This is a genomic window from Spirochaetae bacterium HGW-Spirochaetae-1 (genome assembly GCA_002839375.1).
In the GTDB taxonomy this organism is placed as follows: Bacteria; Spirochaetota; UBA4802; order UBA4802; family UBA5550; genus PGXY01.
Window position 1 is genome coordinate 148,700 of record PGXY01000004.1, and the last position, 26,326, is coordinate 175,025.

Below are 26,326 nucleotides of genomic sequence, written 5' to 3' on the forward strand. Positions count from 1 at the left end.
ATGTCTTATCCGCAGCTGATCACGGCGACCAGAAGGCAAAGGGTTTTCCCTTTATTTAACGCCCCTGCCCTTGAGCTTGATGATATAGGCACCTTCGTCGCTGTCATTATTTACAATGGTAACCGTGGCAAGACGAATGCCTACACCCGTGGGCTCGAAAACAGCACTGAGTTCCGTGGAACCACCTGGCTGGACCACCAGGGGAGGTTCTTCCGCTGACACGGGAAGTACGGATATGTCCTTTGCGTCGACCGTTATTTCACTGATTATCAGATCGGCCGTTCCCAGGTTTTTCACCCTAAAGATAACCTCATAGCTTGTCGATCCTATCTTCACCGTACCGAAATCGTAGGTGCTTCCCGAAGGCATGTCATTCAAATCCTGCATAATATGTATCTCCGGTTCGAGCACGGACAACGCAGTGAATGTGAGATATCTGGTACAGCTCATTATCGCCGGGAACGGCAACCGGGAGATTGCCGATACCCTGAATGTTACCGTGAGGACCGTGGAAACCCATATCACTCATATTTTCCACAAGCTGGGCCTGAAAAACAGGGCCCAGCTCATCAATTACTGCTCGGATCTGTTTTTCACTCCTGCCGATGAGAATCATGCCTGAAAGGTCACCATGGCTCGGGCCTTTTTTGACATTCCGGGGTCATGGCCCTCTTTTTTATATATTCCCGCGCTAGAAAAAGAGTAAAAACCCGCCCGTAAAGAATATTTTCCCGCCTATACGGGTTTTCCACGATGGCAGAATTACTTTTTTTAGGTATTATTACCCTGTGTAAAACAGATTTCTGGTATATATTTTCTATATCAACAATTAAGTACGATATCTGTACAGGGAGGAGAAATGGCAAAAGCAGGATCCGGCAAGGCTCTGTTTCATATGCTTTTTATCATTATTTTGTTTTGTATAATCGGGTGCTCGGGAGATAAAAGCCCTGCTAATTTGGGAGACGATGATAACTTTGTCTGGGACCAGTGTAACTGGGACCAGTCTAAATGGGAGTAGGGATTACAGGAAGGACAATAAATAGAAAGGAGATTATATAATGAAACAGTTTTCAGTACATATCATGGCAATGATAGTTGTTTTTTCCTTAACAGTCGGACTCAATGCGGCAGATGTAACACTTCCTTATTATTTTGTACCGGATACGCCGGCCAGGGCATCAGAGGTAAATGAAAATTTTGAAGAACTGGAGAATGCCGTCAACGAGAAGGTGGACCGATCGGGGGATACTATGACAGGGGACCTCACTGTTCCGAAAGTGGTTTATTCCACACCCAGGGAACACCGTGTTGCAATATCGGGTGTCCAGTTCAGGCCCAGGAACAGTACGGACGGGTATGCAATTGGGAGCAACGGGGGAACGAGAATTACCGCTGCTAATTCTACTAATTTTGTGATAGCCCAGGCGAATCTTCCTAATGGGGCAACCATTACGTCAATTACCTATTATATATATGATAGCGATCCTGCCAATGATCTTAGTGTATCCGGAAGAGTGCATAATTTTGCTACTGGCTCTTTTAGTGAATTACACGTTCCTGTCAAATCAAATGGCAGCACTCCAGCAAGACAGGTTTTAACTGTTACAGGCACAGCTATCGATCAAGGAATGGCGGTTGTGGATAATACAGACAGTACCATTACTATAGTAGTCTTGCCATATACCAACTGCGTATGGACGGCAAGTCTTTATATTGTTGGCGTATCAATTACCTATACGCTCAGTGAAGCTCAATGATGGCAAGGTGAAGCAAGAGCATATCGCTTTGACCTTGGAAGAACCGGCTCTATAGCAAACTGGTCTACTTAGCTCTTTGGATATATAGGAATCTCCGCCGTCAGAAACCGGTTCATGAAACTGAATATCTCTTATCTGAACCTGTCCCTGGCAACCGACAGGTCAGATTATTAACAGAAAATTCCGGACAGACAAAGCTTTTTTAAAATTTGCTAACGTTATAAAATTAAAATAGAAAATAGTGATACCGATATTCGCTGTTATCAGTCCCGTGTAGACTGGGTTGCGTATATTTTTAAATAACCTGATATACTTATTCCGATGAAAAGTAAAGATGACTATATTTCGAAGACAGAGGAGTTAAGCGATGCAGCATATATTCTCTGTTAGTCCCCAAATAACCATAGGTATTAAGACTAATTTAGATTGTATTTCGTATCGCATCATACAAAATGATGCATGTCTGGATTTAAATTCAATAAGCAATCAAGATCTTGGCTTCTGACAGATTCATCATAATACCATTCAATCGTGTAAATGAGGCGTTGGGCGAAGGATTTTGATTCGGCTAAATATTACATGGGTGATTCTTGTTACTTGATGATATAAGGAACATACATCATGTCAATATTTAATATATGATATTCCCACCATTTTCTTATTTCTTTTTCAAGACGGATAGCTAAATAGGAATCCCCACCTTTTAGTTTAAAATCATCAGCAAAGTCATTAAATAAACTCCTAAATTGTTCATGTTGTAAAATATGTTTATCATAGTCTGGGTAGTTGTTTAATTTCATAATATTTTCTTCAAAAGTAAAGTGCTTTTCAATGTATTCTTCAAGAAATAATAACAACTCTTTTAAGAATTTCTTACTTTTACCTTCATATATTGCGATAGTTAATATGTCTATTTTTTTGAATAATTGTTTATGTTGAATATCTATAATCGTAATTTTTGTATCATAATTATCAGTCCATTTAAAATTTTGCATTGGATTATTCCCAAATTATATTTATTATATGATTCTTATATAAGATAGTGCTTATTAAAGAATATTAAAACAAATAAATATTTTGAATATAGAAATATAAATTGAAAATTTAAGTCTTTCGCCCAATTAACGCCGAGCTTACCCGATGTTACACAGCTTTTTCGCAATGTGCCGCTAGGCCAAGCGAGGGACTCCGAGCCCCGCGGGTAAGCTTTGTTGTGTGTCGTTCTGAATAAACAGTAAAAAGCTGAGGTTAAACATTTATTTTCAAATAATCATAAATAGTTCTTTCCGTTCTATCGATGCCTGCCCGAGAATTCTATTAATAAACATTTGATACATATGAATTTCCGGCATCAGAAACCGGTCCATGGGACACAAGATGTCTTACTTGTGCTGTGGTTCGACAGGCTCACCAACCGATGTCGATGCATCCAAAGCTGATCCCGGCGACCGCTGAGTTAATGTATTGAAAAAATATTCCCAAAAGGCAAAGCTTTTTTAAGATTCTATATTAACCGGGCAAGCGCCGTTGTATCAAAATGTTCGGGATCTTCCCTGCGTAATTTTAATTCCTCCAAAATGACATCATATACTTCTTCATCAATGAAATATTTTCTTTTAATAATAAAGTACGTTACCCAGGAGAGTATCATTGGAACAAGAGTAATCCCGCAACGAAGCATCAGCAGCATATCGGGTGAAGCCTGACTGATAATGGCGTTTGCAGCCTCGGAAATATCCGCGCCCGCGCCGACATTTTGTTGTTCCAGGGTGGATATTTTATTTGACAGGCTGTAAATTCCGCTGACGATAAGGATCAAGGAAACAATCCCCTGTTGAATTGCGCCGGAAGCTTTTGCCGTTAACGGGCGTAAAGAAAATAGAATCGCTTCATTTCTTTTACCGGTTAAATATTGATCATATTCAATCGTATTCGTCAGTTGGACTAAAATTATTAAATACATCACCGCCTGGGCGGTAAAAATAATGAAGCCGCCGGCACAAAAACTCCAGATGGACTGCGGGATGAACGGCACATATCCGGTGGAGAACATGATCAAATAGCCCATAGTCATTATGTACACCGAATATCGGAGCAACTGAGCGCGGTTAAATTTCCCGGTCAGTACAGGATAGATACCGGTTCCGACTAAAGATCCCAAAGCATAAAAAATAATGAAAATAGACATACTTGCGCCTTGATAACCAAATTCAAAATAGAAAAAATTCATCCCAAGGGAATTTATGATCGCGCCTAATAAATATAGTAAAAAGACAGAAGCCACAGACCATAAGAGCTGGCTGTTCTTCGATACGATTTTAAACATGTCTGTAAATCGAAGTTTTTCCTTTTTTTCATAATCCCGGTTTTCTTTAACGAACAACAAAACAGCGCCTTGACTTGCAAAAAATACCAGGGCGCAAACCAGGGCGATCATCCGATAAGCTTCAACTGCATTACCGGTTGTGAGTACTGGTATCAGGCCGCCCACTGCAAATGCGCCTACATTGACAAATAATGAGACTAAGGTCATTAATTGATCGCGTGTTTTTGCCTCAGAACTAAGCGAGGGGATCATGGACCACCATGCAATGTCATTCATGGTCCACGTCATACCCCATAATAAATAGGCAAAACCAAAAAAGATGACAAAAGACCATCCTTCGGGGCGGAACCAGAATAAAGAAACCATCACCAAAGCATTCAGGACGGCACCCGATATTATCCACGGCTTGAATTTTCCGTACTTGCTGCGCGTGTTTTCAATGATCGTTCCCATCATCGGATCATTTACAGCATCCCAGATTCTGCAAAATATTATAATGATTGTGATGGCGCTAAACTGCGCAACAGACAGAGTAACGGTAAATTGGATATAAACCAATAAAAACAATGAAACCAGGTTGTAGGCAGCATCCCGCCCGGCCCCGCTTGAAGAAAAGACCCACTTACTGAGGCTGTCCAGCCCATGATTTGTTTTTGTCATTTTTTTTTTCTCCTTAAAAGGTCCGGGGAATTTCCACAGCCTGAATACGATCCCTGGAACTGTATATCAGTTATTTGAAAATGCTTCAGGTGCCCACAATGTTTAATGCTTAACAGAAAGTTTCTGGCAGGCAAAGCTTTTTTAAATTTTACACCTTTTACGCTGCCGAAGAGGCGACGCTTCTTACTCTCAGTGAAAAAGTTTTTTTTGATTCAAAGAAAAGGCCGATGCCTCACTCTATCTGGCAAAAGACCGTGGAAGAAACCGCGTCGAAGCTCTGGAAGATTAACCTGCTACACTTTAAAATAGTTTATTAACTCCTGAAGATCCTCAGCATGTTTATTCAAAGTTTCCGCGGTAGAAGAAAGCTCCTCAGAAGACGCAGCGTTTTGCTGGGTAATATCATTGAGTTGATTCATACCGCTGTTGATTTGTTCTACACCCTGGTTCTGTTCGTCCGAAGCATCAGTTATCCCCTGAACAAGTTCAGCGGTTTTGAGAATATCAGGGAGTATAGTTCCGAATATTTCTCCTGCCCTGTTAGAAACGTTACTGCTTGAAATAACCAGGTCACGAATTTCCTTTGAAGCGGCCTGACTCTTTTCGGCAAGTTTTCTTACTTCACCAGCGACAACAGCAAAGCCCTTGCCATGGACACCGGCGCGTGCAGCTTCAATTGAAGCATTCAGTGCAAGAAGGTTTGTCTGTGAAGCTATTTCTTCAATCAATTTAATCTTTTCAGCAATTGTCTGCATGGCTTTTACCGATGTTTCAATTATATCTTTTCCTTCTGTTGACTGTTTTGCCGTTGTTCCGGCAATAGTATTGGTTGTTTTTGAATTTTCTGAATTTTGAGAGATCATCGAACTTATTTCTTCAAGAGAACTGGTTATCTCTTCAACATTTGACGCCTGCTCACTGGTCGCACTCGCCAGCCCCTGAGAGCTTGAACTGATATCATTACTGCTTAAAAGTACTGTTTCAGCCGATTCTTTTACATGTACAATAATATCCCGTAAACGATTACTCAGACTATTGATGCTCTGACTCATAAAACCGAGTTCACTGCTGGCAAAAAAAGGAACCTCTTCCTGACTAAGGTCTCCTGATTCCATACTTTCAATAGATGATACTATACCGTCTATCGTATTGGTCGATCCTTTTGCAGATTCATAGAGGGTTGCGACAATGGCCATTAGGGTAAATAATAATATAAAACTAAAATGAAATCCCAGATTTGAAAACTTAACATCATAACTGTTAGCCAGGACAAAAAAGAACCCGAGCATTATGGACGGCAAAAGCGTAATACTGATAATCATAAAAAGTTTACGCTTGTTTTCACTGAAAACCCTTACCTTTGCCCTGTTTACAGGGATGCTTTTCAGCTCAGGACTGTTCAGGTACTCCGCAATAACATTTTCATCAGTGAAGAAAAATATCGCCATGCTATAGGGGATTGAAAAAATCGGCAGACAAATCAGAGTAGCCGTTTGTATTGAATTCAGGTCTAGAAAATTATTTATCAACACAAATCCTATCAGTACGGCCCCTATCCACCGAATGGCCCCCCAGCAAACATCAAACCATGGTAAATGAATTAACGCCCTCTTAGCTGTTTCCCGATTCTTTAGATCTTCAGAGTTGATCAATAAAAATATTTTTCGAACTTTATTATAACGAAAAATATGGTGAATAATTAAAACTATGGTTGCGGCGGAAGAAACACACAAAACAAGTAGAAGGATCTGGTCTGCTTTAAACTGCCCTCCAAAAGCAACAAAATAACCAGCAAAAGGAACAATAATCAATAATGTGTATACTTCGACTTTCAGTAATTTTCTATAAGCCTCATTGGTCTGACTTCCCATGGTTCAAATCCTCATCTCTTTTTGCATAAATTCTATAATATACTAATCTATAAACAACATTTTTTTCCGGATACATAGAAAATTCCGTCACCTAAAACCGGTTCATGGGACACAACGCGGGTTATCGGAACCCGTTCCTGATGACCATGCACATCATTAACCGACTTAAAATGATCTATGTCAATCATGATAATAGACAAGGGAAGTCCCGAACGACGGTTTCATTCGACCTCTTCGGTGAACGATAAGTCAATCTTATGACGATTGTAGAGACCAGTGAGAGAGTCTTTATGGGATAAGGATAAGATCGTTTGTTTCTGTAGAAAGTCTGTGCGGTGTAGTTTTTCCATGTGGTAGGAAGCAAACAGACCAACGATGTTCCCCGAAAGCAGGAAGAAGTTGTTGTTGATGAATACAAACAGGTTCTCATTCAGCTGATCTGTCAGGTGCTGAACAAAGATCACAACGACCTCATAACCCAGCGTGATGATCATGCCCGCGATGAAGCTGTTCCAGAAACGCAGGCGCAGTAATGGGTAGATCCAGATCAAGACAAGTATCAGGCCGCTGTAGTAATACTTGTACCCAAGCTCCGAGGGCTGGGAGAAGCCAATCATAGCAACGATGCCTAAACCAGCAACAGCAGAGCTTACTATCAAGATTTCTGCGAATCGTCGTTTAACAAGGCAATTATGCGAAAGGGGTCAGACTGCCCCCCCATTATTCTTTGATAATCCTTCTTAATAATATATCCTCGAAATTCCTTCTTCCATCGAACAATGCAATGATATAAACAGTTGGACCTTCAATTTTATAAATCATCCGCCAGGGGGAAATTATCAATTCACGATAATTTTCAATACTATATAGAATTAATTCAGGGACAATGCGCCCGCGTTCCGGATATTTCCCCAGTTTGATGGCATTATTTTTAATAAGAGTATATTTTTGTTTGGCCGTATCATTACTATCGAGGGATAGATATTCAATAATATCAATAAGATCATTTTGAGCGGAATGTGTCCAATAGACCGTAAATTTTCTAGAGCCCATTACTTTTTATTTTGAAAATATTTACTTTCTACTGAGGAAAAGAAATCCGGTTGTTCCTTGATTTTACCCTGTCGAATATCTTTTTCACCTAAAGCAATTAATTTCAATATCCCGATAGCATTGTTCATTGATTCATAACTTTCGGTATCTAATAATACAGCTCTGGGCTCTCCATTCTGAGTGATAAAAATGGGTCGATGAGTTTCGTTAACCTGATTTAACACATTAGACGTATTTGATTTAATGTATGATATTGGACGGATATCGCTTTTAATTTTCACGGTTATTCCTTATGTATGTTCGATTTAATAGTCTAAATATAGGATCAAATATAGCCTCATTTGTCAAGTAGAAATATTGAAGCCTGGGTTGAGATCTGACTTTTCCAAAAAGATTTACACTGTAGTTCCGGGACCTGCCGGCAACTATAATGAAATATTTTAAAACTATTGCATGTTTAAGCAAGATAAGGAAGAATGCTGCAAAGGGATACATTGGAGGCAAATCCCCACATTTTCAGTTGACCGCTGGAGCCTGTCATAGCAGTATGCACTGGTTAAACAGTCACTATCATTATAATAAAAACAAGGCCATACCATGCCAGCCACCAGCGACAGAATAAAACATTTCACCGAATCGGTCATCCGCCGGATGACCCGCGTAGCCAACGCCCACGGAGCCATCAACCTCTCCCAGGGCTTTCCCGATTTCGAGCCCCCGGAAGAGATCACCCGGGCCCTGGCCGATATCGCTCCCCGGGGACCACACCAGTATGCCGTTACCTGGGGCGCCCCCGGTTTCCGCCGGGCCCTGGCAAAAAAGCAGAGCCGCTTCATGGGCATGGAAATCGATCCGGAAAGCCAGATCGTCGTGACCTGCGGCAGCACCGAGGCCATGATGGCCGCCATGATGACGGTATGCAACCCCGGCGACAAGGTCATCGTCTTCTCTCCCTTTTATGAAAATTACACGGCCGACACCATCCTTTCGGGAGCGGAACCCATTTATGTGAACCTCTATCCCCCTGAATTCAACTTTAACCGCGATGAACTTGAGAAGGCCTTCCGTCAGAATCCCAAGGCCCTCATCCTGTGCAACCCGGCAAATCCCTCGGGCAAGGTTTTCACCCGCGATGAGCTGGAATTCATTTCCCGGCTCGCCATCCAACACGACTCCTTCGTCATCACCGATGAGGTTTATGAGCATATCGTCTATGAACCCCATGAACATGTCTATATCGCGAGCCTGCCCGGCATGTTCGAGAGAACCATATCGTGCAGCTCCCTTTCAAAAACCTACTCCATCACGGGATGGAGACTGGGATATATCATAGCACCGGCCTCAATCATAGACGGCGCGAGGAAGGTCCATGACTTCCTCACCGTGGGAGCTGCCGCGCCATTGCAGGAGGCCGCCATCACGGGCCTGGAATTCCCCGATTCGTATTATACTGAATTGCGGAACAAGTACACGGAGATGCGCACCATTTTCCTCCAGGGACTCGATGCGGCCGGACTCGCCTACACCACGCCCCAGGGAGCTTACTATGTCATGGTGGACATATCGGAGTTCAATGCCGCAAGTGATATCGAATTCTGCGAATGGATGGCCAGGGAAATCGGTGTGGCTGCCGTACCAGGGTCCAGTTTTTTCCGGGAACCCGTGAAGCATCTCATACGCTTTCATTTTGCCAAGAAGAGAGAAACCCTTGAAAGTGCTGTTGAGCGGTTACTGCTGATAAAAACAAAATAATAACACCAGAGTCACGGTCTGATCAGGCGATTACAGCTGTAATTGAATTACAATCTCCGGAATTCTATTGACATTTTGGCTTTGATACTCCTTAGTTAATTTATTCCGATTATTCCCGGATATTCAACCTATGATCACTTCAAACAACCCCATAAAATTCCTGTTGCCCGTAATACTTATCGTTCTGTCCCTTTCAGCCGCCGGCAGGTCACGACCGGACAGTCCCGTCCCCGGCCCTGACGAGAATATTGGGAAAGAAATCATCACTGTTGATTCATGGGCCGTTTCATTCGAAAATATTGCATCAAAAGAATCCCTGCAGCCCGAAACGGTCTGGCAAAACGTCACTATCCCTGGAACCTTCAGACTGAATGATACAGAACCTTCCAGCATAAAATATATATGGCTCAGGGGCCGCTTTATCATAGACAAAAATCCCGGCGACTTCTACGGCATATCCCTGGGAAGGATATATCATTCCGACGCGGTGTTCATCAATTCCGTCCTTGTAGGCTATAAATCATCAAAGGATTTCTTTGAACTGCATCATCCCCGAAACTATACGGTCAACCCGGGTATAATCAGGCAGGGCATAAACGAGGTGCTGATACGGGTCGGCATTTTCAGTGATCAGTACGGAGGCCTGAGCAACACGGTTCATATTATGGGCCGATCGGCCTTTGAAGATCAACTGGCCATGGATAATTTCAAATATTTTCTCGCTCCCTTCGGGATTCTTACGCTGTATCTGGGCTTCGCCGTGCTGCTTTTTCTCCTTTTCTACTACAACCGCGTTGAACGAAAACTGATATACTGCTCCATCGGCCTGTTCTTTTATCTCATCCTGATATTGATTATTTTTTTCCCCTATCAGTCTCCCCTGTTTTCAACACCCCTGGAAATGCAGCTCTCCATTCAGATTAGCGTCCTGAAAATCATTATCCCTATCTTCATCATTGTCCTGATTTTCATAATCCAGTCCCAGTACCGGTTCAATCTTGCACGGTATAACAGGATGGCGATTATCTTTTTTTCTATCATGACGACATTGATTATCATCAATTCCGTCGTCTTTTTCAATCCGCTGAGAGCGGTCTTTACCATTACCCTTTTGCTGATCGTCATCATAACGGGCATATCCTATCTGGTGTTCATGACCTATAAATTGAGCTCATTGCAGGACGACAGGATCAAGGTCAGGATGATCGCCGCCATGCTGTTCATGGCAGCCGTAACCATTATCCGTGAAGGCACGTCGTACATCACCGGCGCGGAGACCTACGGATTTTTCGCCGTATTTACCTCGCCCGTGATAATAACGATTTTTTTAATGCTTTTTGTTAAGGATTACCTGAATAGAAAAATAGAAATGGCCTTATTATACGATAAATTAAAAATCTCGTCGAAGCCGGGTGCCGGCCCCGATGATGACCGGCCGGCAATAACCGAATCATCGGAGGAAAAACTGAAAAGGGTGATCGCCTTTATCGAAGAAAATTACACCTGCGACATCTCCCGTGAGGGCCTGGCTGCCGCCGTTGATTTGAACCCGAACTACATGAGCAGGCTTTTCATGACATATACCGGGCAAAAAATAAACGATTATATCAACGAACTCCGCATTAAACAGACAATAGAAAAAATCGAGAAGGGCGATATGCTGATTCTTGATATCGCTCTGGAAGCCGGTTTTGAAAGCATGTCCACCTTCAACAGGGCCTTCAAAAAAATCATCGGCACTACACCCTCGGAATACAAGAAAGCACATTGATTGTATCCTGATCCCCTTTCCTTCTTCAATATGTCATTTCAGTACATGCAGAAATGACCATATCAAAAAAGCAGAACCTGTCCAATTGAAAAGCCGTATGACCGCATCGGTCGTATATTAATGCTGACTTCCAAAAGACAGAGGTGATATATATGAATACCATAGTCGGCGCCATCCACCTGGGAGGATTCGTTTCTCTACCCAGGGATTACCTTAAAACAAGGCTTGGCCTTAATACCATAACCACGGGATGGGAATTTTTACGACTAAAATACGCCAAGCACTTCGGTTTCGGTCTTGAAGTACGAGGGGCATCTCCCGATTTTAAAAATCCCCAGGCCCTGCGCGATACAGCCATGGAAGCGGTACGTCTGGCCCTGGCCTATTACGGCGATATGCTCATCGAAGCCGACGTGCAGGTAAAAGAAAAGACCCTTTCTCGCGAAGACACTTTAGTTTCGGGCTATCAGATCGATTTTACTCTTCCCTGGGACTTTTCCAGGCCCGTATTGATCGAAATAGACTATGATAGAAAAAACCGTTCATATCGGGTCATGGGAGTATCATATAACCATCTCATTGACGGTGTGCCCCTGGCTCTGTATATACATCTAATTCACAACCACATCGTTCTGGGAGAGGCTTCTTTCCTGTGTCAAAGCAAAAGAACATTCACTGATCCGTACCGGTTCCATCGGACTCCCGCTGCAGCGGTGCCGGATCAAAAAGGATGGCTCGAGTTAGATACTATGAATGATTCCCATCTTCTCCCCGTGGGGGCCCAGATAGATGTTTCGGAAAGCAACATACTCAGGCTCAGGAAAAAAATAATCCGGGACACGGGCCTGGAAATCTCCAATTCATCCATTGAAATCGCCCTTCTCGGCCTGGAAATGGGGATGACCTGGGCCACAAATTATATCGCCCAGGGACATATGAACCCTGAAGGGCGTGTCGACATACAAAAAGGATACCACGGTCTGGGAATCGTGCGGACACAATATTATAACCGCATAAAAAACGCCGATCCCCTGACACAATACCGATGGATCTGTGATGTTATGAAAGATTCGTACGGTGAAATGAAACTTGAGAGGAAGGGAATGGGCCGCGCCAGCAGGTTTTACACACGTTATCGAAGAATCGCAAATATCATGGTCGATCTCTTCGACAGGAGAATAAGCTACAACGATGTAATGTCCGTTGCGGGCACACAGCTGTTAGGTTCCAACCTGAACGGCATCGACTACGGCGTTCCCCTCTTTGTGGGCGGAATAACTCCCGACGACATGAGGTTTATTTTTATACCTTCCCACGGCGAACACCACGAAAAGACCAAGATTGAACGGGCGAAACGGTCCCTGGAAACCCATGTCACTGAAGTATCATTTTCCTGTGGCCCGAAAATTACTGGAAAGAACGGTCGCTCCATAGTGTACAAATCGCTGAAAATTTCTGCATGGAAGGCCCGGGACATTCTTCTGAACTGGGGCCATGATCCCAGGGAAATACTGTCTCTTACTCCCGAAGAAAGAATCCGGCAGGTATTCATCGAAACGTACAGGCCCGACGCCCCTGAACTGGGCAGGATTGAAGCCAGGGCGACACAGTATCTCGATCTACCGGATACAAAGGAGACGCATCAAAAGTCTTCACCCGGAAAAAGGTTGAAATTATATCATCATAGAAGATACAGTGCCAGCTCGAGCAGCAGAGCTATACGCATGTGATTGACCATCTCTTTCTCCTGTTCTCCTGCGCCTTTGATCTTAATCAGTTTTTTCCGCTTGACTTTTCCTCCCCTCTTCTATAAAAGAGAGTGATCGTTCACTCTCCATGGTAATAAAATGAAAGAAACCTTTCTCAAACTAGCCGAGGACAAGCGCCTCTTCATCCTGAACGCAGCCGCGGAAATATTCGCCCGTGACGGGTATCACCAGGCCGGCATATCGGAAATCTGCAAAAACGCCGGCATATCGAACGGCGCCCTGTATAAATACTTTAGCAACAAGGAAGCCCTTTTTCTCACCATCCTGGACTTCGGGATCGATATGGTGAGAGGCCTGTACCGGCAGTTCCCTGCGACGGGTTCCGTACCCGAAACACTGAACAAAATCTTCACCGGCATCAGGACAATGGCGCAACAGAAAGGCTTCGTCATTTCCATTTATCTTGATCTCGGCACCTGCGCCATGAACCGTTTTGCCCAGGAAAAATCCGACGAACTGGAAAGGGTGGGTCGTGATTTTCTCACGGAACTCCTGGAGAATGCCCGGTCACGAGGAGAAATCCCCACAACGGTCGACATTGCGTCAGCGGTCTATTTCATCGACAACCTCATCATCCTATACAGCTATTCCATGGTTTCAGAGCATCACCGCCGTCGTCTCCTGGTTTTCATGAATGAAAAAAACGATGTATCGGATAAAAAGAAAATCGAGTTCATGCTGCAGAACCTGAAGGACATCCTGCGGCTGAAAGAAAAATAAATTCTGCGGAGGGACAATCCATGAAAAAGGTACTCATCACCGGGGCCACGGGCTTTATCGGCGGACACCTGGTCAGGGCGAATCTTTCAAAAAAGAACAGGGTGCGGGCCCTGGTGCTTCCCGGCGATCCGGCCGCTGCATCTCTGAAGGAACGGGACGTGGAAGTCTTTGAGGGCGACATCTGCGATTTCAACGCAGTAAGGAAAGCCGTGGAGGGCATGGACATTGTATTCCACTGCGCGGCCGTGGTCACGGACTGGGCGCCGAAACGTCTTTTCGAAGAGGTTACCGTGGGCGGTACGGAAAACATGTGCCGTGCTGCCAGTGAAGCCGGCGTATCGCGTTTTGTCGATATAAGCACCAACGATGTCTTCGGCATCGACGAAGAAAACATCATGGATGAGACCTTCCCGCTGCGCCCCTGGAAAGAACCCTATCCCGATTATAAGATAAAAGCCGAGGATATCTCCTGGCGGTATCACCGCGAAAAGGGGCTCCCCGTTACCATGGTGTATCCCTGCTGGGTCTACGGTGAAGGGGACCAGACCTTTGTACCGCTCCTGGCCGATGCCATTATCAAAAAGGACCTGATCTTCTGGCGGCGCGACGTGCTGGTATGGCCCACCTATATCGACAATCTCATCGATCTCCTCATGCTCATAGCCGAGGATAAAAGGGCCGTGGGCAACGGCTACCTGGTGCACGACGGCGAATCCACAACGCTCCAGGACTTCTGCGCCGGCATCGCCCGCACCCTGGGAGTTCCGCCCATCACCACGCACATCCCCTATGGCCTGGCCTATGCCGCCTCGTGGGTCATGGAGGGCCTGTGGAAGGTTCTCATGATAAAAACCCGGCCCCTGCTCACCACCTATACGGTAAAAAACCTGGGCTCACGCTTTCGTTTCAGCATTGCCAAGGCGGAACGGGAACTGGGCTGGAAACCAAAAATTTCTTATAAAGACGGATTTGCCAAAACCATGGAATGGCTCAGGACCCTGGACCTGGGGACGCTGAAACAAAAATAACATTCATCACAGGAGAATATCATGAAGGATTTCATCGGAAAAACAGTATTCATTCCCGGCGGTTCCAGCGGCATCGGCCTGTCAACAGCAAAACTCCTGGCAGGGGAGGGGGGCCATGTAATGATTTTTGCCAGAAACAAAAAACGGCTCGACGAGGCGGCCGAACAGATCGGGAAAAGCAGAAAGAACCCCTCGCAGCGCGTGGACTGCCTGCAGCTCGATGTTTCGGATTTCAAGGCCGTACAGAAAACCATGACCCGTGCTGTCCGGGATTTCGGCACGCCCGATATTCTCATCAACTGCGCAGGACGGGCCTATCCCCGAAACTTTGAAGACATCTCCTTTAGCCAGTTCGACGAGACCATGCGCATCAACATGTACGGTATTTGGAACACCTGTTCTGTCCTGACCCCCTTCATGAAGGAAAGGGGCGGTATCATAGTCAACACGTCGTCCATGTCGGGCTTTATCGGCGTTTTCGGATATACCGATTACAGCGCCTCTAAGTTCGCCATTGTGGGATTTTCCGAGGCGCTGAAAAGCGAGCTGAAAAACAGCAATATTTCCGTCCAGGTCCTGTGCCCCCCCGACACGGACACGCCGGGATTTGCCGTGGAAAACACGACCAAACCCGATGAAACAAAGGCCATATCCGCTGCCGCAAAAATCATGTCCCCCGATGACGTAGCCCGGGTCCTGCTGAAGGAGATCGGCGGGAAAACCTTCATGATCATTCCCAACCTGGATGGAAAATTCACCTATATTATGAAACGCCTTCTTCCGGGAGTCGTTGATTTTGTCATGGACATGGACATCAAGAAGGTCCAGAAGAGGAGGGGTTGATGTCAAAAAACCTTGAAGGATCAGTGGCCATCATCACCGGCGCAGCCGGAGGCATCGGCACGGAAATCGCCCGCCTCTTTGATGCGAAAGGGATACGCTGCGCTCTCTGCGACATCAATGAAAAGGGGCTGGCACAGACGGCTGACCTGCTAAGCCGGGAACATCTGACAATTCGCTGTGATATCACACAGCGCAGTGACATAGCGCGTGCCATAGAGGAAACGGAGAAGCGTTTCGGCCGCATTGATATCCTCGTGAACAACGCCGGCATCATACATCCCGGGCTCTTCGAGGACTGCACCGGGGAAAACATGGACCGGCAGATCATGATAAACCAGGTGGGGGCCATGAACTTCACCCGCGCCGTCATCGATCCCCTTAAAAAGAGGGGAGGAGGATATATCATCACCATATCCTCCCTGGCGGGCATTGTGCCCGAAACCCACAGTGCCGTATACAGCGCCACGAAGTTCGCCCTCAGGGGATTCAATCTCACCCTGAATATTGAACTGAAGAAACATAATATCTTTGCGGGCGCCGTTTTCCCCGATTCCATTGATACGCCCATGCTGCGTTACGAGGCGGTCCATGGCGGCTCGCCCCTCACATTCCTTGGCAAACCGGCAAAACCGGCTGCCGTGGCCCGCGCAGTATACCGGGCCATCACACGTAAAAAGATCGAATCATACGTGCCGGCCTTCTCGGCGACGCTTCCCAAAATCCTCACCTGCGTTCCCGCCCTTATCCCGCCCATCTGGCGGATGCTGGAGAAATCCGGCGAAAAGAAAAAACTCGCGTATCAGAAAAAATTTAACATTAAAGGAGAATAAGCCATGACTGAAGAACAAACAGGCAAAGCAATCCCCGTGCTCAGCATTATCACCGCCGCCGGCCTCATCCTTTTCTGGATAGGCTTCTTTACCGTGGGCCTGGCGCCGGAAAATCCGCCGCAGTGCTACTTCGCCTATGAGCATTCCTTCCCGCTTCCCGATATCATCCTGGCTATAGTCATGCTCGCGGGAGGCATACTGAATCTCAAAGGAATCCCCCTGGGAACGACACTCCTGGTGGCCGGCGGCGGCGCCCTTGCCTTCCTGGGCGTACTGGACTTCAGCTTCAACATACAGAACGGTATGTATCTCATCTCAACTATGGACCTGGTGCTCAATGCCTTTATCAATCTCTGGAGCGTCTGTTTCGGCATCGCCCTCGTGGTAAAGCTGAAATAAACGCTGTCAGAAAAATACTGGAGGACTGACATGAATCGAACAAAATCATATCAACGACGGCGCTTCGTCATCATGGCCACACTGGCTTGTGGCCTGATCCTCATGCTCCCGGGCTGCATCGTTATGCAGAAGAAATTCGACAAATCCGTGGAACCCCTTCCTGAATCCATTACCCTGTCGGGCATCAACGATGAAATCATCATCCGGCGCGACTTTTACGGTGTCCCCTACATAGAGGCAAAAAATGAGGACGATCTCTTTTTCGCCTCGGGATACATCGCCGCCGAAGATCGCCTGTGGCAGATGGTCATGATGTCCATGCTCATGCAGGGGAGGCTGGCCGAAATCGCCGGCGAGGACACCCTGAAGCTGGATATCTTCATCCGGAGCCTCAACGCGAAGAAATTCGTCTCCGACGCCATGAAAAAAATGGACCCCGCCTCCCTGCGCATTCTGGAAAATTATTCCCGGGGCGTCAATGCCTGGCTGGAAAGTCACAACAACCTTCCAGCCGAATTCATCCTCACGGATTATAAACCGGAGAAATGGAAGCCCGAGGATACCCTCTATGTCTTCGGCATGCTCAACATGGACGTTTCCGGTAACTTCATCGAGGAACTGGATTTTCTCATACTGGCGGCAAAACTCGGCTACGAGAAAGCGGCCTGGCTCTTCCCCGTCTACCCCGATGAAAAAATACCATTCGAAGAAGCCGCCAAATTAAAAGACGTGCCGGCCGACAGCATCGTTCAGATTAAGACCGCCTTTATGGAACTCCGCAGGGAAATGAAACAGAAATTACCCATGAGCGTCCCTGCATCGAACAACTGGGCCCTGTCGGGCCGAAAGACCGCCAGCGGGAAATCCATCGTGGAGAATGACACGCACCTCATGCTCATGATCCCCAACGCCTGGATGCTCATGCACCTCAAATGTCCCACCTACGAAGCTGCGGGAGTTACCATCCCCGGTGTCCCCTTCATTACCCTGGGATATAACGGCCGCGTTGCCTGGGGGGCCACCATGGTCATGGCCGACAGCCAGGACCTTTTCATCGAAAAAATGAGAACTGAAGGCGGCACCGTGGAATACCTCTCTAAAGGCAAATGGCTTCCCGCGATTCAACGGAAAGAAACTTTCAATATGCAGGGCGGGAAACCCGTGGAAGTAGTGCTGCTGGAAACGAACCATGGCCCGCTCCTGAATACGGGACTGGCCGGTGTTCCCTTTCCGCCGGAGATGCCCGTGCAGCCCCTCCCCATGACCTCGGAGTACGGCATATCCCTCTCGTGGGCCATGGAGCAGGGAAACCGGACCTTGAAGGCCTTCTATGATATCGGGAAGGCCGCTGATATCAGGGAAGCCCAGCAGGCCGTGCGGAATGTGCAGGCTATCTATCTCAATATCGTGTACGGCGACCGGGACTCCATTGCCTGGCAGGTCACGGGTTCATTCCCATTACGGAAAAAGGGGAAGGGGATATTGCCGTCTCCGGGATGGACCGGCGAGTATGACTGGACTGGATTTCTTGCTCCTGACAAACGTCCCTTCAGCATGAATCCCGCCGAGGGATTCATTACCACGGCCAATAACCGTACCGTGCCGAAAAATTTTCCTTACCAGCTTACAGGTTCATGGTATCACCCTGACCGGGCTGAACGGATTGCCAGTGTTCTGAAAAAAATGGATAAGGCCGCCATGAAAGACATGCTGAAGCTCCAGGGAGAGCAATTTTCCTCCATGGCTGAAAAAGTACAGCGGCTGCTCTACTCCGACCCCGTGAACGGCAGGCTGAAAGAGATTATCAAAGGCTGGAAGAATAAAAAGAAAAAAGCCCGGGCCCTGGAAGCCCTGGCACTGCTCTCTCCAAAAAACTTCAACGCGGTCATGTCGGCAAACAGCGCCAATGCCGCGGTCATGGGCGCCTTCATGCACTGCGTCACCCGGGGCATTTTCCTTGACGAACTGGGCGGTGAAGAAAGCCTCCAGTGGCAGGCCTTTCTCGATGTCACCATGATGTCCTACTCGGCTCCCGAGGATCATCTCCTGTACCGGCCTGAATCACCTTTCTGGGACAACACGGAAACCGGGAAAGTGGAGACGCGTGAGGATATCCTGGCCGAGGCCCTGGACAGCGCAATCCTTCTCCTGGAAGACCGTATCAGTAAAAACCGGGAAAAATGGCAGTGGGGAAAAATACACACCTATCACTGGAAGCATGAGTTCACCAAGCAGACCAGCTTTTTCCACGGATACCTGAACCGCGGCCCGTTCCCGGCCGGCGGCGATGTCCATTCGGTCAACGTATCAACCTTTACCTGGGGTGAGAATTTCGATACTTGGAACATCCCGGCCATGCGCATGATCGTTGATTTCGGCCTGGACGAACCCATGTCGCTCATCACCGTACCGGGCCAGTCGGGAAATCCCTCGAGCCCCCATTACGGCGACATGATTCCGGCATTCCTTACCGGGGAGGGGAGACCCATGCCTTTCCGGAAGGAGAACGTGGAAAAGCAATATGACAGTGTAATGCGAATCGCTCCTGAAAAATAAGATACCAAACAGGAATCCCGCGCAAAAGCGCGGGGTTCCTGTTTGGATATATAAGAAATTCCTTCGCCTGAAATGATCGACAGTATAGATAATACGGAAAACGCGAGGGATCCCCAGGTTGCCGTCACTGCCACTGGTAAAGCCGTGGCCGTGTGGCAACAGAGTGATGGAACCCGAGACCACATCTGGGCGAACACCTATAATCCGTAAGCGGCCTTTTTTCAAGAATACTGTTGATAATATAGCAAAAATCAGACTATAATAAATAGTCTTGACTTTTGCTATATTTTTAATAATAATATTTAGAATTAAACATTAAATTATCAACGAGGTGATTATATGTATGGTTTAATGATTGGCATAACAGGAATAACAAACCTGATTCTTGTTATATTTCAGCTTCTATCTGGACTTCATATTGTTAAAGTCAATATAAACCTGCATAAAAAAGCAGGGATGGCCCTTTGCTTTTCTGCGCTGCTGCATATTGTCTTTATTTCATTAGCCCATTGATTATTAAGATTATATATTTGACTCGAGCCTTACAATATACTTACATAAATTTTTAAATGGCTCTTCTCTGAATCACACTGCTTTTATTATTCAATCCCTCAACAAATCCTACACTTGAGAGAGTTTTTCCAGTTCTCAAAGAATTGATATACAGGAATTTCCTTCGCCGTAAACCGGTTTATGGGCCGTTGTCGGCGCAGCATCTGAATCCTGTGCTGAAATCTCTGTAGTAGAGGTTGTGCGCGGTTATAGCGTAGTTACACCCCACACCATTGATGACTCCGTCATAGTAATATCCTCCCCTGAGTGTTCCATCTAGATCAGATGTCCATTCGTTCAGATTGCCATGCATGTCGTAGATATTCCCTTCTGCTGCGCAGCCCGTGTTTTCTCCGCTTTTATCCACCGTACTATCAAGCTGGTTCAGGCATGGATGGTCCAGTTCGCTGTAAATCCAGACATCTTCGGTTTCAAAGTATTCTACTGCCGGGTGGACAGTGCGCGTTATGTTGCATGCGTCAGCCACAAAATCGTTTCCGTAGGGATATGTGGAATTTGATGTTCCTTTGCATGCCATAATCCACTCCGCGTTCGTGCAGAGTCGTTTCCCAGCCTGGGCGCAGGCCTCGTCTGCCTGTACCTGGTTTATGTATGCCTGTGGTACCGCCCCAGACGCGCTCTTCGCGATCATTGTTCTGTCTTCCGGATTCTTGTATGGCGACCAGGGGGCATTTCCCGAGCCTGTCACCTCTTCCAGGTGTGCCTCCCAGCGGTCCATGCATACTGCTGGATCCTGTGGCAATGCCGTCATTCCGTCAGGGCATCCTCCAACTCCTGCCGGTTCAGTTATTCCCGTGTTGGGCAGGGGAGCGTCATCAGCTGTGCAGGGTGTTCCTTCTGCCAGTTTTTCTGGTGTATCATCCATGCAGAGTAAAAAGGATGAGAACATTATCAGTATCACTATAAAAGGTGTTATTATTCTTAACATGTGGTTCCTCCCCTTAACTCAAGTTCATTGATACATGGGAATTCCGCTCTATCTTTATCAACATTGAATACTAATATAAGTACAGTATCATTTAATACATGATCTGTCATCGTGGTAAACCCGTATATCGCAAAAAATAAATTGTCAAAAACGGATATAAAATCTATTTAAAATATCCGCAATACTATGATTAAAAATCTGCGGGGGCTGAAGGAGATTCATTGCAGTAATTAATAAGCTCAATGCGGTTCTTTAGGCCCAGTTTATCGAATATATGTGTTATGTGAGTTTCAACAGTGCGGAGTGAAATACCCATGGTTTCCGCGATCTGCCTGTTGGAGTTACCGGCAAGGATAAGCTGTATCAGCTGGTTTTCTCTTTTAGTAACCATGTTTTTTCTAAGCAGGTGATAATTATCCGTTATTTCCTGTGCTGTAATGATAAATCCAAGATCATCCTGAAACCGGTCCTGGAAAATAGAAAGGGATGCTTTTACCGGAACGATGCTGCATTGAGATATCACCAGGTTGAGATTAATGTCTAAAACCGGCTTATTCCCGATTGAATCGATCAACCTCTGCAATAACTCATGCTCAAGGAAAATTTCCTGCAAGGAAAAGATTCCTTCAGGGCGGCCAAGCCTATCCCGCAGTGTCCTGTTGATATTAATGATTGTTTTGTTTTTATCGGTGATTATCACCATTTCATGTAAAGAATTGAAAACTTCCATGGTGAGTGTTTTTTTATGTGCGCCAAGAAAACGGTATTTAACTATTGCGTACCAGATTATGGATATCCATACAATACTGTATAGCGGGGCCTGACCATAGGTATGATAGTTAAAAAATAGAGGGCCCAGGAAGGGCTCAATGTTATAGCTTGTTATAGTTATAATGATGGCAATGAGAATAAGCCGGCTCTGCTTCCTGATTCTTATAAATTCTGTTTTTTTTATGCTGACATAAAGAAGAGCGATAGAAAGAAGGTAATAGCTGAGATAGTTAGCAATGAGCAGATAAAATGCAACAGACTGATAATCGGGAACCATTTCCCAGAATTTTTCTGACCGGTAAATATCTACAAAGACCAGGTTATCGGAAAGGCTGATAAAAAGAAAACAGAAGGACGGAATATAAAACGGATAGATCGGAATCTTTTTAATTAGTCCTGTGTACCGGATGGTGAAATGCAGTACAAAGGTGTGCATGAAAATAAAACCCGGAGAGGAAACCTTTAACCAAAAAAAAGCCGCCTCTTTTGTCTGTGCGGAATATCCGAAAGCTCCCCCAATAAGCCAGATGGAGATAGCGATACATATTAGAAAAAAAAGCCGGTTGGTTTCTGACCTGGCATTTAAAAAAAGAATATAGATGCCTTCTATCAGGGTAATTGACAGAGCAATGACTGCTAGGAAAGATAGAATATTCACTTAAAACCGCTTAGCCTATGATTGCGCCCAAAAAAGAATTCGGGATATTTTTCTGATTTAGAGGTATTGTAAGGAATAAAGGTTATGTGGGAAAAAAGGAATCTATTTGAAGAGAATTGTATTTTCATAAAGAAATTTCCTGAAACTGGGAGTAATCACTAACTGATACGGCAATTCAGTACTATCATTGGCAGATAGTCAATGATAAGTCGCATTTTAATTATTTTTTTGTCGTTATGATTAATTATGGAGCTGGATCATGATTTCCGTTTGGATACAGGTTATCAGAATTCGAAGGTCTATTACGGTCTGGATATTCCGAAATTTCCGTCGCCTGAAACAAGTTAAGATAAAAAATGTTCAGTCTCATGGACCGGTAACAGTTGGCGGAGATTCCTATATATCAAAGACGGTAATTATTACAGCGGCAATGATTTTAAACCACAAATCATGCCATTATCAATTCATATATTGAATACATATATTTATATATTAAATCATTGACAATTTTATGATCCTTCAATCAGGTGAAAACTCATTACCGGGGATAACCTGTTTGAAAAACTCGACAAAAATAATACTGAGAAAACATGGATGGCGAATCGACAGGTTCTTTCACCATTACATCTACTTCGTTTTTTATCAGCCCTATATCCGGACCGCTCTTTTCTGTATCAACCTCATGGGAAAAGTCTCCTGGCTCAAACCATTAAATCCCATTATTGACGCCATGTATCAGCGGTTTCACGCCAAGGTACTGGTTCCGGAGGATACAGCGAAAATTTTTGAACTGAATCAGGACATCGCCGCCGTATCGTCCCTGAACAAAAGAATAATTCCCTATAAGTATGCCTATAAAATACTATTTCGCGATCCTGAAGCAATAGCAGTAATGGACTGTCCATGCCGGAAGGTGCTCCCGCCATTCGAAGAAGTGAACTGCTGTATAGCCATTGGAAAGGAGTTATCCACGTTCTGGCTTGAACATTGTGAAAAATACAACGCGAGGAAAATAACCCAGGCTGAAGCCCGGGCAATAATTGAAGCTCACCGAAAGACAGGAAATATCACTCAGGCGTTCTTTAAGGTTGCCACGGGAGGCTCAACAGGGGTCATCTGCAGCTGCAGTCCGGAACACTGTATCAGTCTCAGGGCCACAAGGGTGACGCGAAAATTTCATAAAAGATTGTCACAGAGCGCTTCATCGGGATATTCAATTTCCATTGATCGGAAAAAATGTAATCAGTGCGGCAAATGCCTGGAGTTCTGCCACGTGGATGCTCTTTCGATTAAGAATAACGGGCTTGAGTATGATACCGACCTCTGTCTCGGCTGCGGTCTCTGCGTTGAACGCTGCGACCGTGACGTCCTTTCCCTGTATCGGGACAGCGGCAAACCGCTCCCCCTTGATATTGAAATGGTAAAAAGGGAATTTACTCAATAAATCTCGTATAACGGTAAACAGAATATGAACACAGGAAAAATTTTTAATGCCCTGCGACAGGGAATTATTCCGCCCCCCAATGAAATACCAAAACCGCTGCTAAAGGCCGTTGCCTCGGCCATACACATGAGAGGTAAGATCTCCAATCTCACCTCTGTGGAGCGGACATTTTCCGCGCTTTTTCATCGTGAACCCGATCACGTACCGGTTACACCGCTTCTGTGTTCAGCCGCACGGCAGATTAACGGCATATCCTTCCCTGACCTGTCTCTTGACGGTGAAAAGGCCGCTGATGTTTTCTATTCCGGATGGGAATTTGTGGGAGGTGATCTCATAGTCCTTATGCTTGACCTGTCAGTTGAGGCCGCGGATTTCGGCCAGGCCATGGAATATCCCGACATGAGCACCGCGCGGCCCGATTATTCACGACCCGTAATAAAAAACAAAGACGGATACGGAAAACTGAAGCCCATCAAACTTTCGGAAGCACGGCGAATGCAGGAATTTCTCAAACTCTGCGAAATCATGGTAAGGCGCGTGGGACTGCGGGGCCTTGTGGGGGGATTTATATTCGGTCCTGCGGGAATACTGAGCATGCTTCGCGGCGCCGAGAATTTTTTCAAAGACTGTATGCTGTATCCGGAGGAAGTGCGCAGGGCCTGCGAGACGATAACCGGTGTGCTCATTGAATACGCCGAAGCGCAGTGTGATGCGGGGATTCCGGCGATCGCCATTGATACACTGTATGCCAGCCAGAGCGGTCTGCCAAAAAAGGTGTGGGAAGACATTGAGGGCCCCTTTGCCCGCGATATCAGCAACGCCATAAAGGCGAAGGGATGCATGGTGGGAGTACACAACTGCGGCCACGGACCCTATGCCGATGTGCAGCTGAAATGGATGGAGCCGGATGTACTGAGTATAGCCCATCTCCCCGATGATTGCGCGAATATAGTTGAATTAAAGGAGAAATACGGCAGGGATGTTACCATCATCGGATATATTCCCACGCAACTCCTTATTCACGGAACTCCATCAGAGGTGATGGATGAATGCAGGCGTCAGATAGATGTTATGGCCAGGGGCGGCGGATATATACTGGCGCCGGGATGCGAATACCCGCCCAATATTCCCCTCACCAATGCTTTCGCCATGATGGAAGCGGCCAGACGTTTCGGCTGAAACATATAAAATTTGACAGGAATGATGGTTCCATACCATGAAAAAAAGTGAGTACATAACAATTCTTGAAAAAGCGGTCCTGGACGGCAACGAAGCGGAAATACGTGATATTCTGAACAAAAAAGACATATCTTCCGCGGGCGAAAAAAATGTTATTGCTGCGCTATCCGGCGGTATTGAGAAAGCACGGCTCAATTTTCGTAATGGAGTCATATCCATCCCTGAATTTCTCCTGTGTATTGACGCTTTTAAAGCAGGGGCATCCCTTGTTAAAAAAAGTGTACGCGGAAACAGGGGGATTCCCGTATTTATCGGCGTGGTGGAGGGTGACGTCCATGACCTCGGTAAGAATATTGTGGCGGCAGTACTGAGTTCTTCAGGATATACAGTTACTGACATGGGCAAAAACGTAACCAGGGAAAAGGTCCGCAGTTGTATCACCGGGAAAAAAAAGGCGGTTGTTGCCCTGTCCTCGATGATGTCTACATCTCTGGCCCCCATGAAAGACATTATCACATGGCTTGGAGAGACGCAACCGGGGATCAGAATCATTGTGGGCGGAGCGTCGCTTGATCACAATATTGCCAAAACCCTGGGCGCCCATGGTTACGCGGATAGCGCCGTGACCGCGCCGGATGAACTGAAACGGATACTGGCAACACTCACTTGAAACAATGAAAACATATACATACACGGCACAATTTACAGCACCGCATCCCGACAAACTGGTACCGGCAATCCTTGTGCAGGGAGGATTTAAAACTCCTGAACAGGCAAATGACGCGATGCACCGAAAAGCGGAAGAAATGGCCCGACGCGTATTGTCACTGCCCGCCCCCCGATCAATTATAAGTCAGCACCCCTTTGTGAGTAGCGGGAATGGTGTTCTGAAAGTTTCCTCCGCGGTGCTCAAAAGCGCAAAACTATATCACCTCACGCAGCACTATGAAAGCCCGGCGGGGATAAGCGTATTCGTGGCAACACTGGGACATGGCTTCGACAGAGAAATGAAAAAGATCATGGAGGGTTCAATGCTTGAGTCCCTGTTTCTTGACGCAGCAGGGTCGGTTCTTATTGAGCACTATGTTGGCCTGATAGAGGAAGAGGTAAAGCGCCGTTTCGCCACGGAGGGACTTGAGGCCTCGCTTCGCTTCAGCCCGGGATACTGCGACTGGGAAACAGGCCAAGGCCAAAAGGCCCTTTTTTCGCTCATCGACGCCGAATCAATCGGCGTGAAAATCAATGAGTACGGCATGATGACTCCCATAAAATCGGTATCCGGTATCATACTGGGCGCGGGACGGATATCCCACAGGACCCCATGCCCGTACTGCGGCAAACAGGACTGTCCTCACCGAAGGGAATCCCGCAGCGATACTGTGGTATGATTACAAAAATTCAATAATTATATTTATTTATGTATTTTTTAAATTCT

General features: G+C 46.1%; 25 protein-coding genes. 15 read left to right on the plus strand and 10 right to left on the minus strand.

From position 1 onward, the window contains the following. Nucleotides 1-51: 51 nt before the first annotated feature. On the minus strand, nucleotides 52-450 hold the full coding sequence (locus CVV44_08510; GenBank protein ID PKL38901.1) for a hypothetical protein: 399 nt from the start codon (nucleotides 448-450) through the stop codon (nucleotides 52-54). Between CVV44_08510 and CVV44_08515 the strand changes: the two genes are divergently transcribed. Then, nucleotides 368-622, plus strand: a complete 255-nt coding sequence (locus CVV44_08515; protein ID PKL38902.1) for a hypothetical protein — start codon at nucleotides 368-370, stop codon at nucleotides 620-622. The two genes, CVV44_08510 and CVV44_08515, sit on opposite strands and share 83 nt — an antisense overlap. 439 nt (nucleotides 623-1,061) lie before the next feature. Beyond that, entirely contained in the window at nucleotides 1,062-1,760 is a 699-nt protein-coding gene (locus CVV44_08520; GenBank protein ID PKL38903.1) for a hypothetical protein, read from the plus strand. 593 nt (nucleotides 1,761-2,353) lie between these two features. Here the strand turns inward: CVV44_08520 and CVV44_08525 are convergent. The 7 genes from CVV44_08525 to CVV44_08555 all read right to left on the minus strand — a co-directional run bounded on the left by CVV44_08525 (nucleotide 2,354) and on the right by CVV44_08555 (nucleotide 7,951). Then, entirely contained in the window at nucleotides 2,354-2,755 is a 402-nt protein-coding gene (locus CVV44_08525) for a hypothetical protein (GenBank protein ID PKL38904.1), read from the minus strand. A 509-nt stretch (nucleotides 2,756-3,264) separates the two neighbouring features. Continuing rightward, the gene (locus tag CVV44_08530) at nucleotides 3,265-4,746 is read right to left on the minus strand and encodes a hypothetical protein (protein ID PKL38905.1); all 1,482 of its coding nucleotides are present in this window, start codon (nucleotides 4,744-4,746) and stop codon (nucleotides 3,265-3,267) included. Nucleotides 4,747-5,039: 293 nt separating this feature from the next. Beyond that, nucleotides 5,040-6,617 carry a hypothetical protein gene (locus tag CVV44_08535; GenBank protein PKL38906.1) on the minus strand — a complete coding sequence of 526 codons (1,578 nt, stop codon included), beginning with the start codon at nucleotides 6,615-6,617 and terminating at the stop codon, nucleotides 5,040-5,042. A 47-nt stretch (nucleotides 6,618-6,664) separates the two neighbouring features. Continuing rightward, entirely contained in the window at nucleotides 6,665-6,805 is a 141-nt protein-coding gene (locus CVV44_08540; GenBank protein ID PKL38907.1) for a hypothetical protein, read from the minus strand. A 33-nt stretch (nucleotides 6,806-6,838) separates the two neighbouring features. Beyond that, complete coding sequence (locus tag CVV44_08545) at nucleotides 6,839-7,234, minus strand: hypothetical protein (GenBank protein PKL38908.1); 396 nt, start codon at nucleotides 7,232-7,234, stop codon at nucleotides 6,839-6,841. Between the two features lie 103 nt (nucleotides 7,235-7,337). Continuing rightward, entirely contained in the window at nucleotides 7,338-7,670 is a 333-nt protein-coding gene (locus CVV44_08550) for a plasmid stabilization protein (GenBank protein PKL38909.1), read from the minus strand. Then, nucleotides 7,670-7,951 (minus strand): type II toxin-antitoxin system Phd/YefM family antitoxin, encoded by a 282-nt coding sequence (locus CVV44_08555; GenBank protein PKL38910.1) that lies wholly within the window; start codon nucleotides 7,949-7,951, stop codon nucleotides 7,670-7,672. The genes CVV44_08550 and CVV44_08555 overlap by 1 nt, the downstream gene beginning before the upstream one ends. A 316-nt stretch (nucleotides 7,952-8,267) precedes the next feature. On the opposite strand from CVV44_08555, the gene CVV44_08560 reads away from it, so the two are divergent. From CVV44_08560 to CVV44_08600, 9 genes are all read left to right on the plus strand, one after another. Continuing rightward, nucleotides 8,268-9,422, plus strand: a complete 1,155-nt coding sequence (locus CVV44_08560; protein ID PKL38911.1) for an aminotransferase — start codon at nucleotides 8,268-8,270, stop codon at nucleotides 9,420-9,422. A 130-nt stretch (nucleotides 9,423-9,552) separates the two neighbouring features. Then, nucleotides 9,553-11,193 carry a hypothetical protein gene (locus CVV44_08565; protein PKL38912.1) on the plus strand — a complete coding sequence of 547 codons (1,641 nt, stop codon included), beginning with the start codon at nucleotides 9,553-9,555 and terminating at the stop codon, nucleotides 11,191-11,193. Between the two features lie 152 nt (nucleotides 11,194-11,345). Continuing rightward, the gene (locus CVV44_08570) at nucleotides 11,346-12,923 is read left to right on the plus strand and encodes a hypothetical protein (protein ID PKL38913.1); all 1,578 of its coding nucleotides are present in this window, start codon (nucleotides 11,346-11,348) and stop codon (nucleotides 12,921-12,923) included. A gap of 117 nt (nucleotides 12,924-13,040) precedes the next feature. After that, entirely contained in the window at nucleotides 13,041-13,682 is a 642-nt protein-coding gene (locus CVV44_08575; protein ID PKL38914.1) for a hypothetical protein, read from the plus strand. Between the two features lie 20 nt (nucleotides 13,683-13,702). Beyond that, nucleotides 13,703-14,710 carry an epimerase gene (locus tag CVV44_08580; GenBank protein ID PKL38915.1) on the plus strand — a complete coding sequence of 336 codons (1,008 nt, stop codon included), beginning with the start codon at nucleotides 13,703-13,705 and terminating at the stop codon, nucleotides 14,708-14,710. A gap of 21 nt (nucleotides 14,711-14,731) precedes the next feature. Further along, nucleotides 14,732-15,553, plus strand: coding sequence for a short-chain dehydrogenase (locus CVV44_08585; protein ID PKL38916.1), 822 nt, complete (start codon nucleotides 14,732-14,734; stop codon nucleotides 15,551-15,553). Then, entirely contained in the window at nucleotides 15,553-16,383 is an 831-nt protein-coding gene (locus CVV44_08590) for a short-chain dehydrogenase (GenBank protein ID PKL38917.1), read from the plus strand. Before CVV44_08585 ends, CVV44_08590 begins: the two co-directional genes overlap by 1 nt. A 3-nt stretch (nucleotides 16,384-16,386) precedes the next feature. After that, entirely contained in the window at nucleotides 16,387-16,782 is a 396-nt protein-coding gene (locus CVV44_08595; GenBank protein ID PKL38918.1) for a hypothetical protein, read from the plus strand. Between the two features lie 30 nt (nucleotides 16,783-16,812). Then, nucleotides 16,813-19,338, plus strand: coding sequence for a penicillin acylase family protein (locus tag CVV44_08600; GenBank protein ID PKL38919.1), 2,526 nt, complete (start codon nucleotides 16,813-16,815; stop codon nucleotides 19,336-19,338). 691 nt (nucleotides 19,339-20,029) lie between these two features. Here the strand turns inward: CVV44_08600 and CVV44_08605 are convergent. Next, nucleotides 20,030-20,839, minus strand: coding sequence for a hypothetical protein (locus CVV44_08605; GenBank protein PKL38920.1), 810 nt, complete (start codon nucleotides 20,837-20,839; stop codon nucleotides 20,030-20,032). 190 nt (nucleotides 20,840-21,029) lie between these two features. Next, nucleotides 21,030-22,268: a hypothetical protein gene (locus CVV44_08610; GenBank protein ID PKL38921.1), complete on the minus strand. Its 1,239-nt coding sequence runs from the start codon at nucleotides 22,266-22,268 to the stop codon at nucleotides 21,030-21,032. A gap of 556 nt (nucleotides 22,269-22,824) precedes the next feature. On the opposite strand from CVV44_08610, the gene CVV44_08615 reads away from it, so the two are divergent. From CVV44_08615 to CVV44_08630, 4 genes are read left to right on the plus strand one after another with little or no spacing between them, the layout of a single operon-like run. Next, complete coding sequence (locus tag CVV44_08615; protein PKL38922.1) at nucleotides 22,825-23,712, plus strand: hypothetical protein; 888 nt, start codon at nucleotides 22,825-22,827, stop codon at nucleotides 23,710-23,712. 24 nt (nucleotides 23,713-23,736) lie between these two features. Then, nucleotides 23,737-24,891: a uroporphyrinogen decarboxylase gene (locus CVV44_08620; protein ID PKL38923.1), complete on the plus strand. Its 1,155-nt coding sequence runs from the start codon at nucleotides 23,737-23,739 to the stop codon at nucleotides 24,889-24,891. 37 nt (nucleotides 24,892-24,928) lie between these two features. Beyond that, nucleotides 24,929-25,561, plus strand: a complete 633-nt coding sequence (locus CVV44_08625) for a hypothetical protein (protein ID PKL38924.1) — start codon at nucleotides 24,929-24,931, stop codon at nucleotides 25,559-25,561. A 4-nt stretch (nucleotides 25,562-25,565) separates the two neighbouring features. Continuing rightward, the gene (locus CVV44_08630) at nucleotides 25,566-26,279 is read left to right on the plus strand and encodes a hypothetical protein (protein ID PKL38925.1); all 714 of its coding nucleotides are present in this window, start codon (nucleotides 25,566-25,568) and stop codon (nucleotides 26,277-26,279) included. Nucleotides 26,280-26,326: the final 47 nt, after the last annotated feature.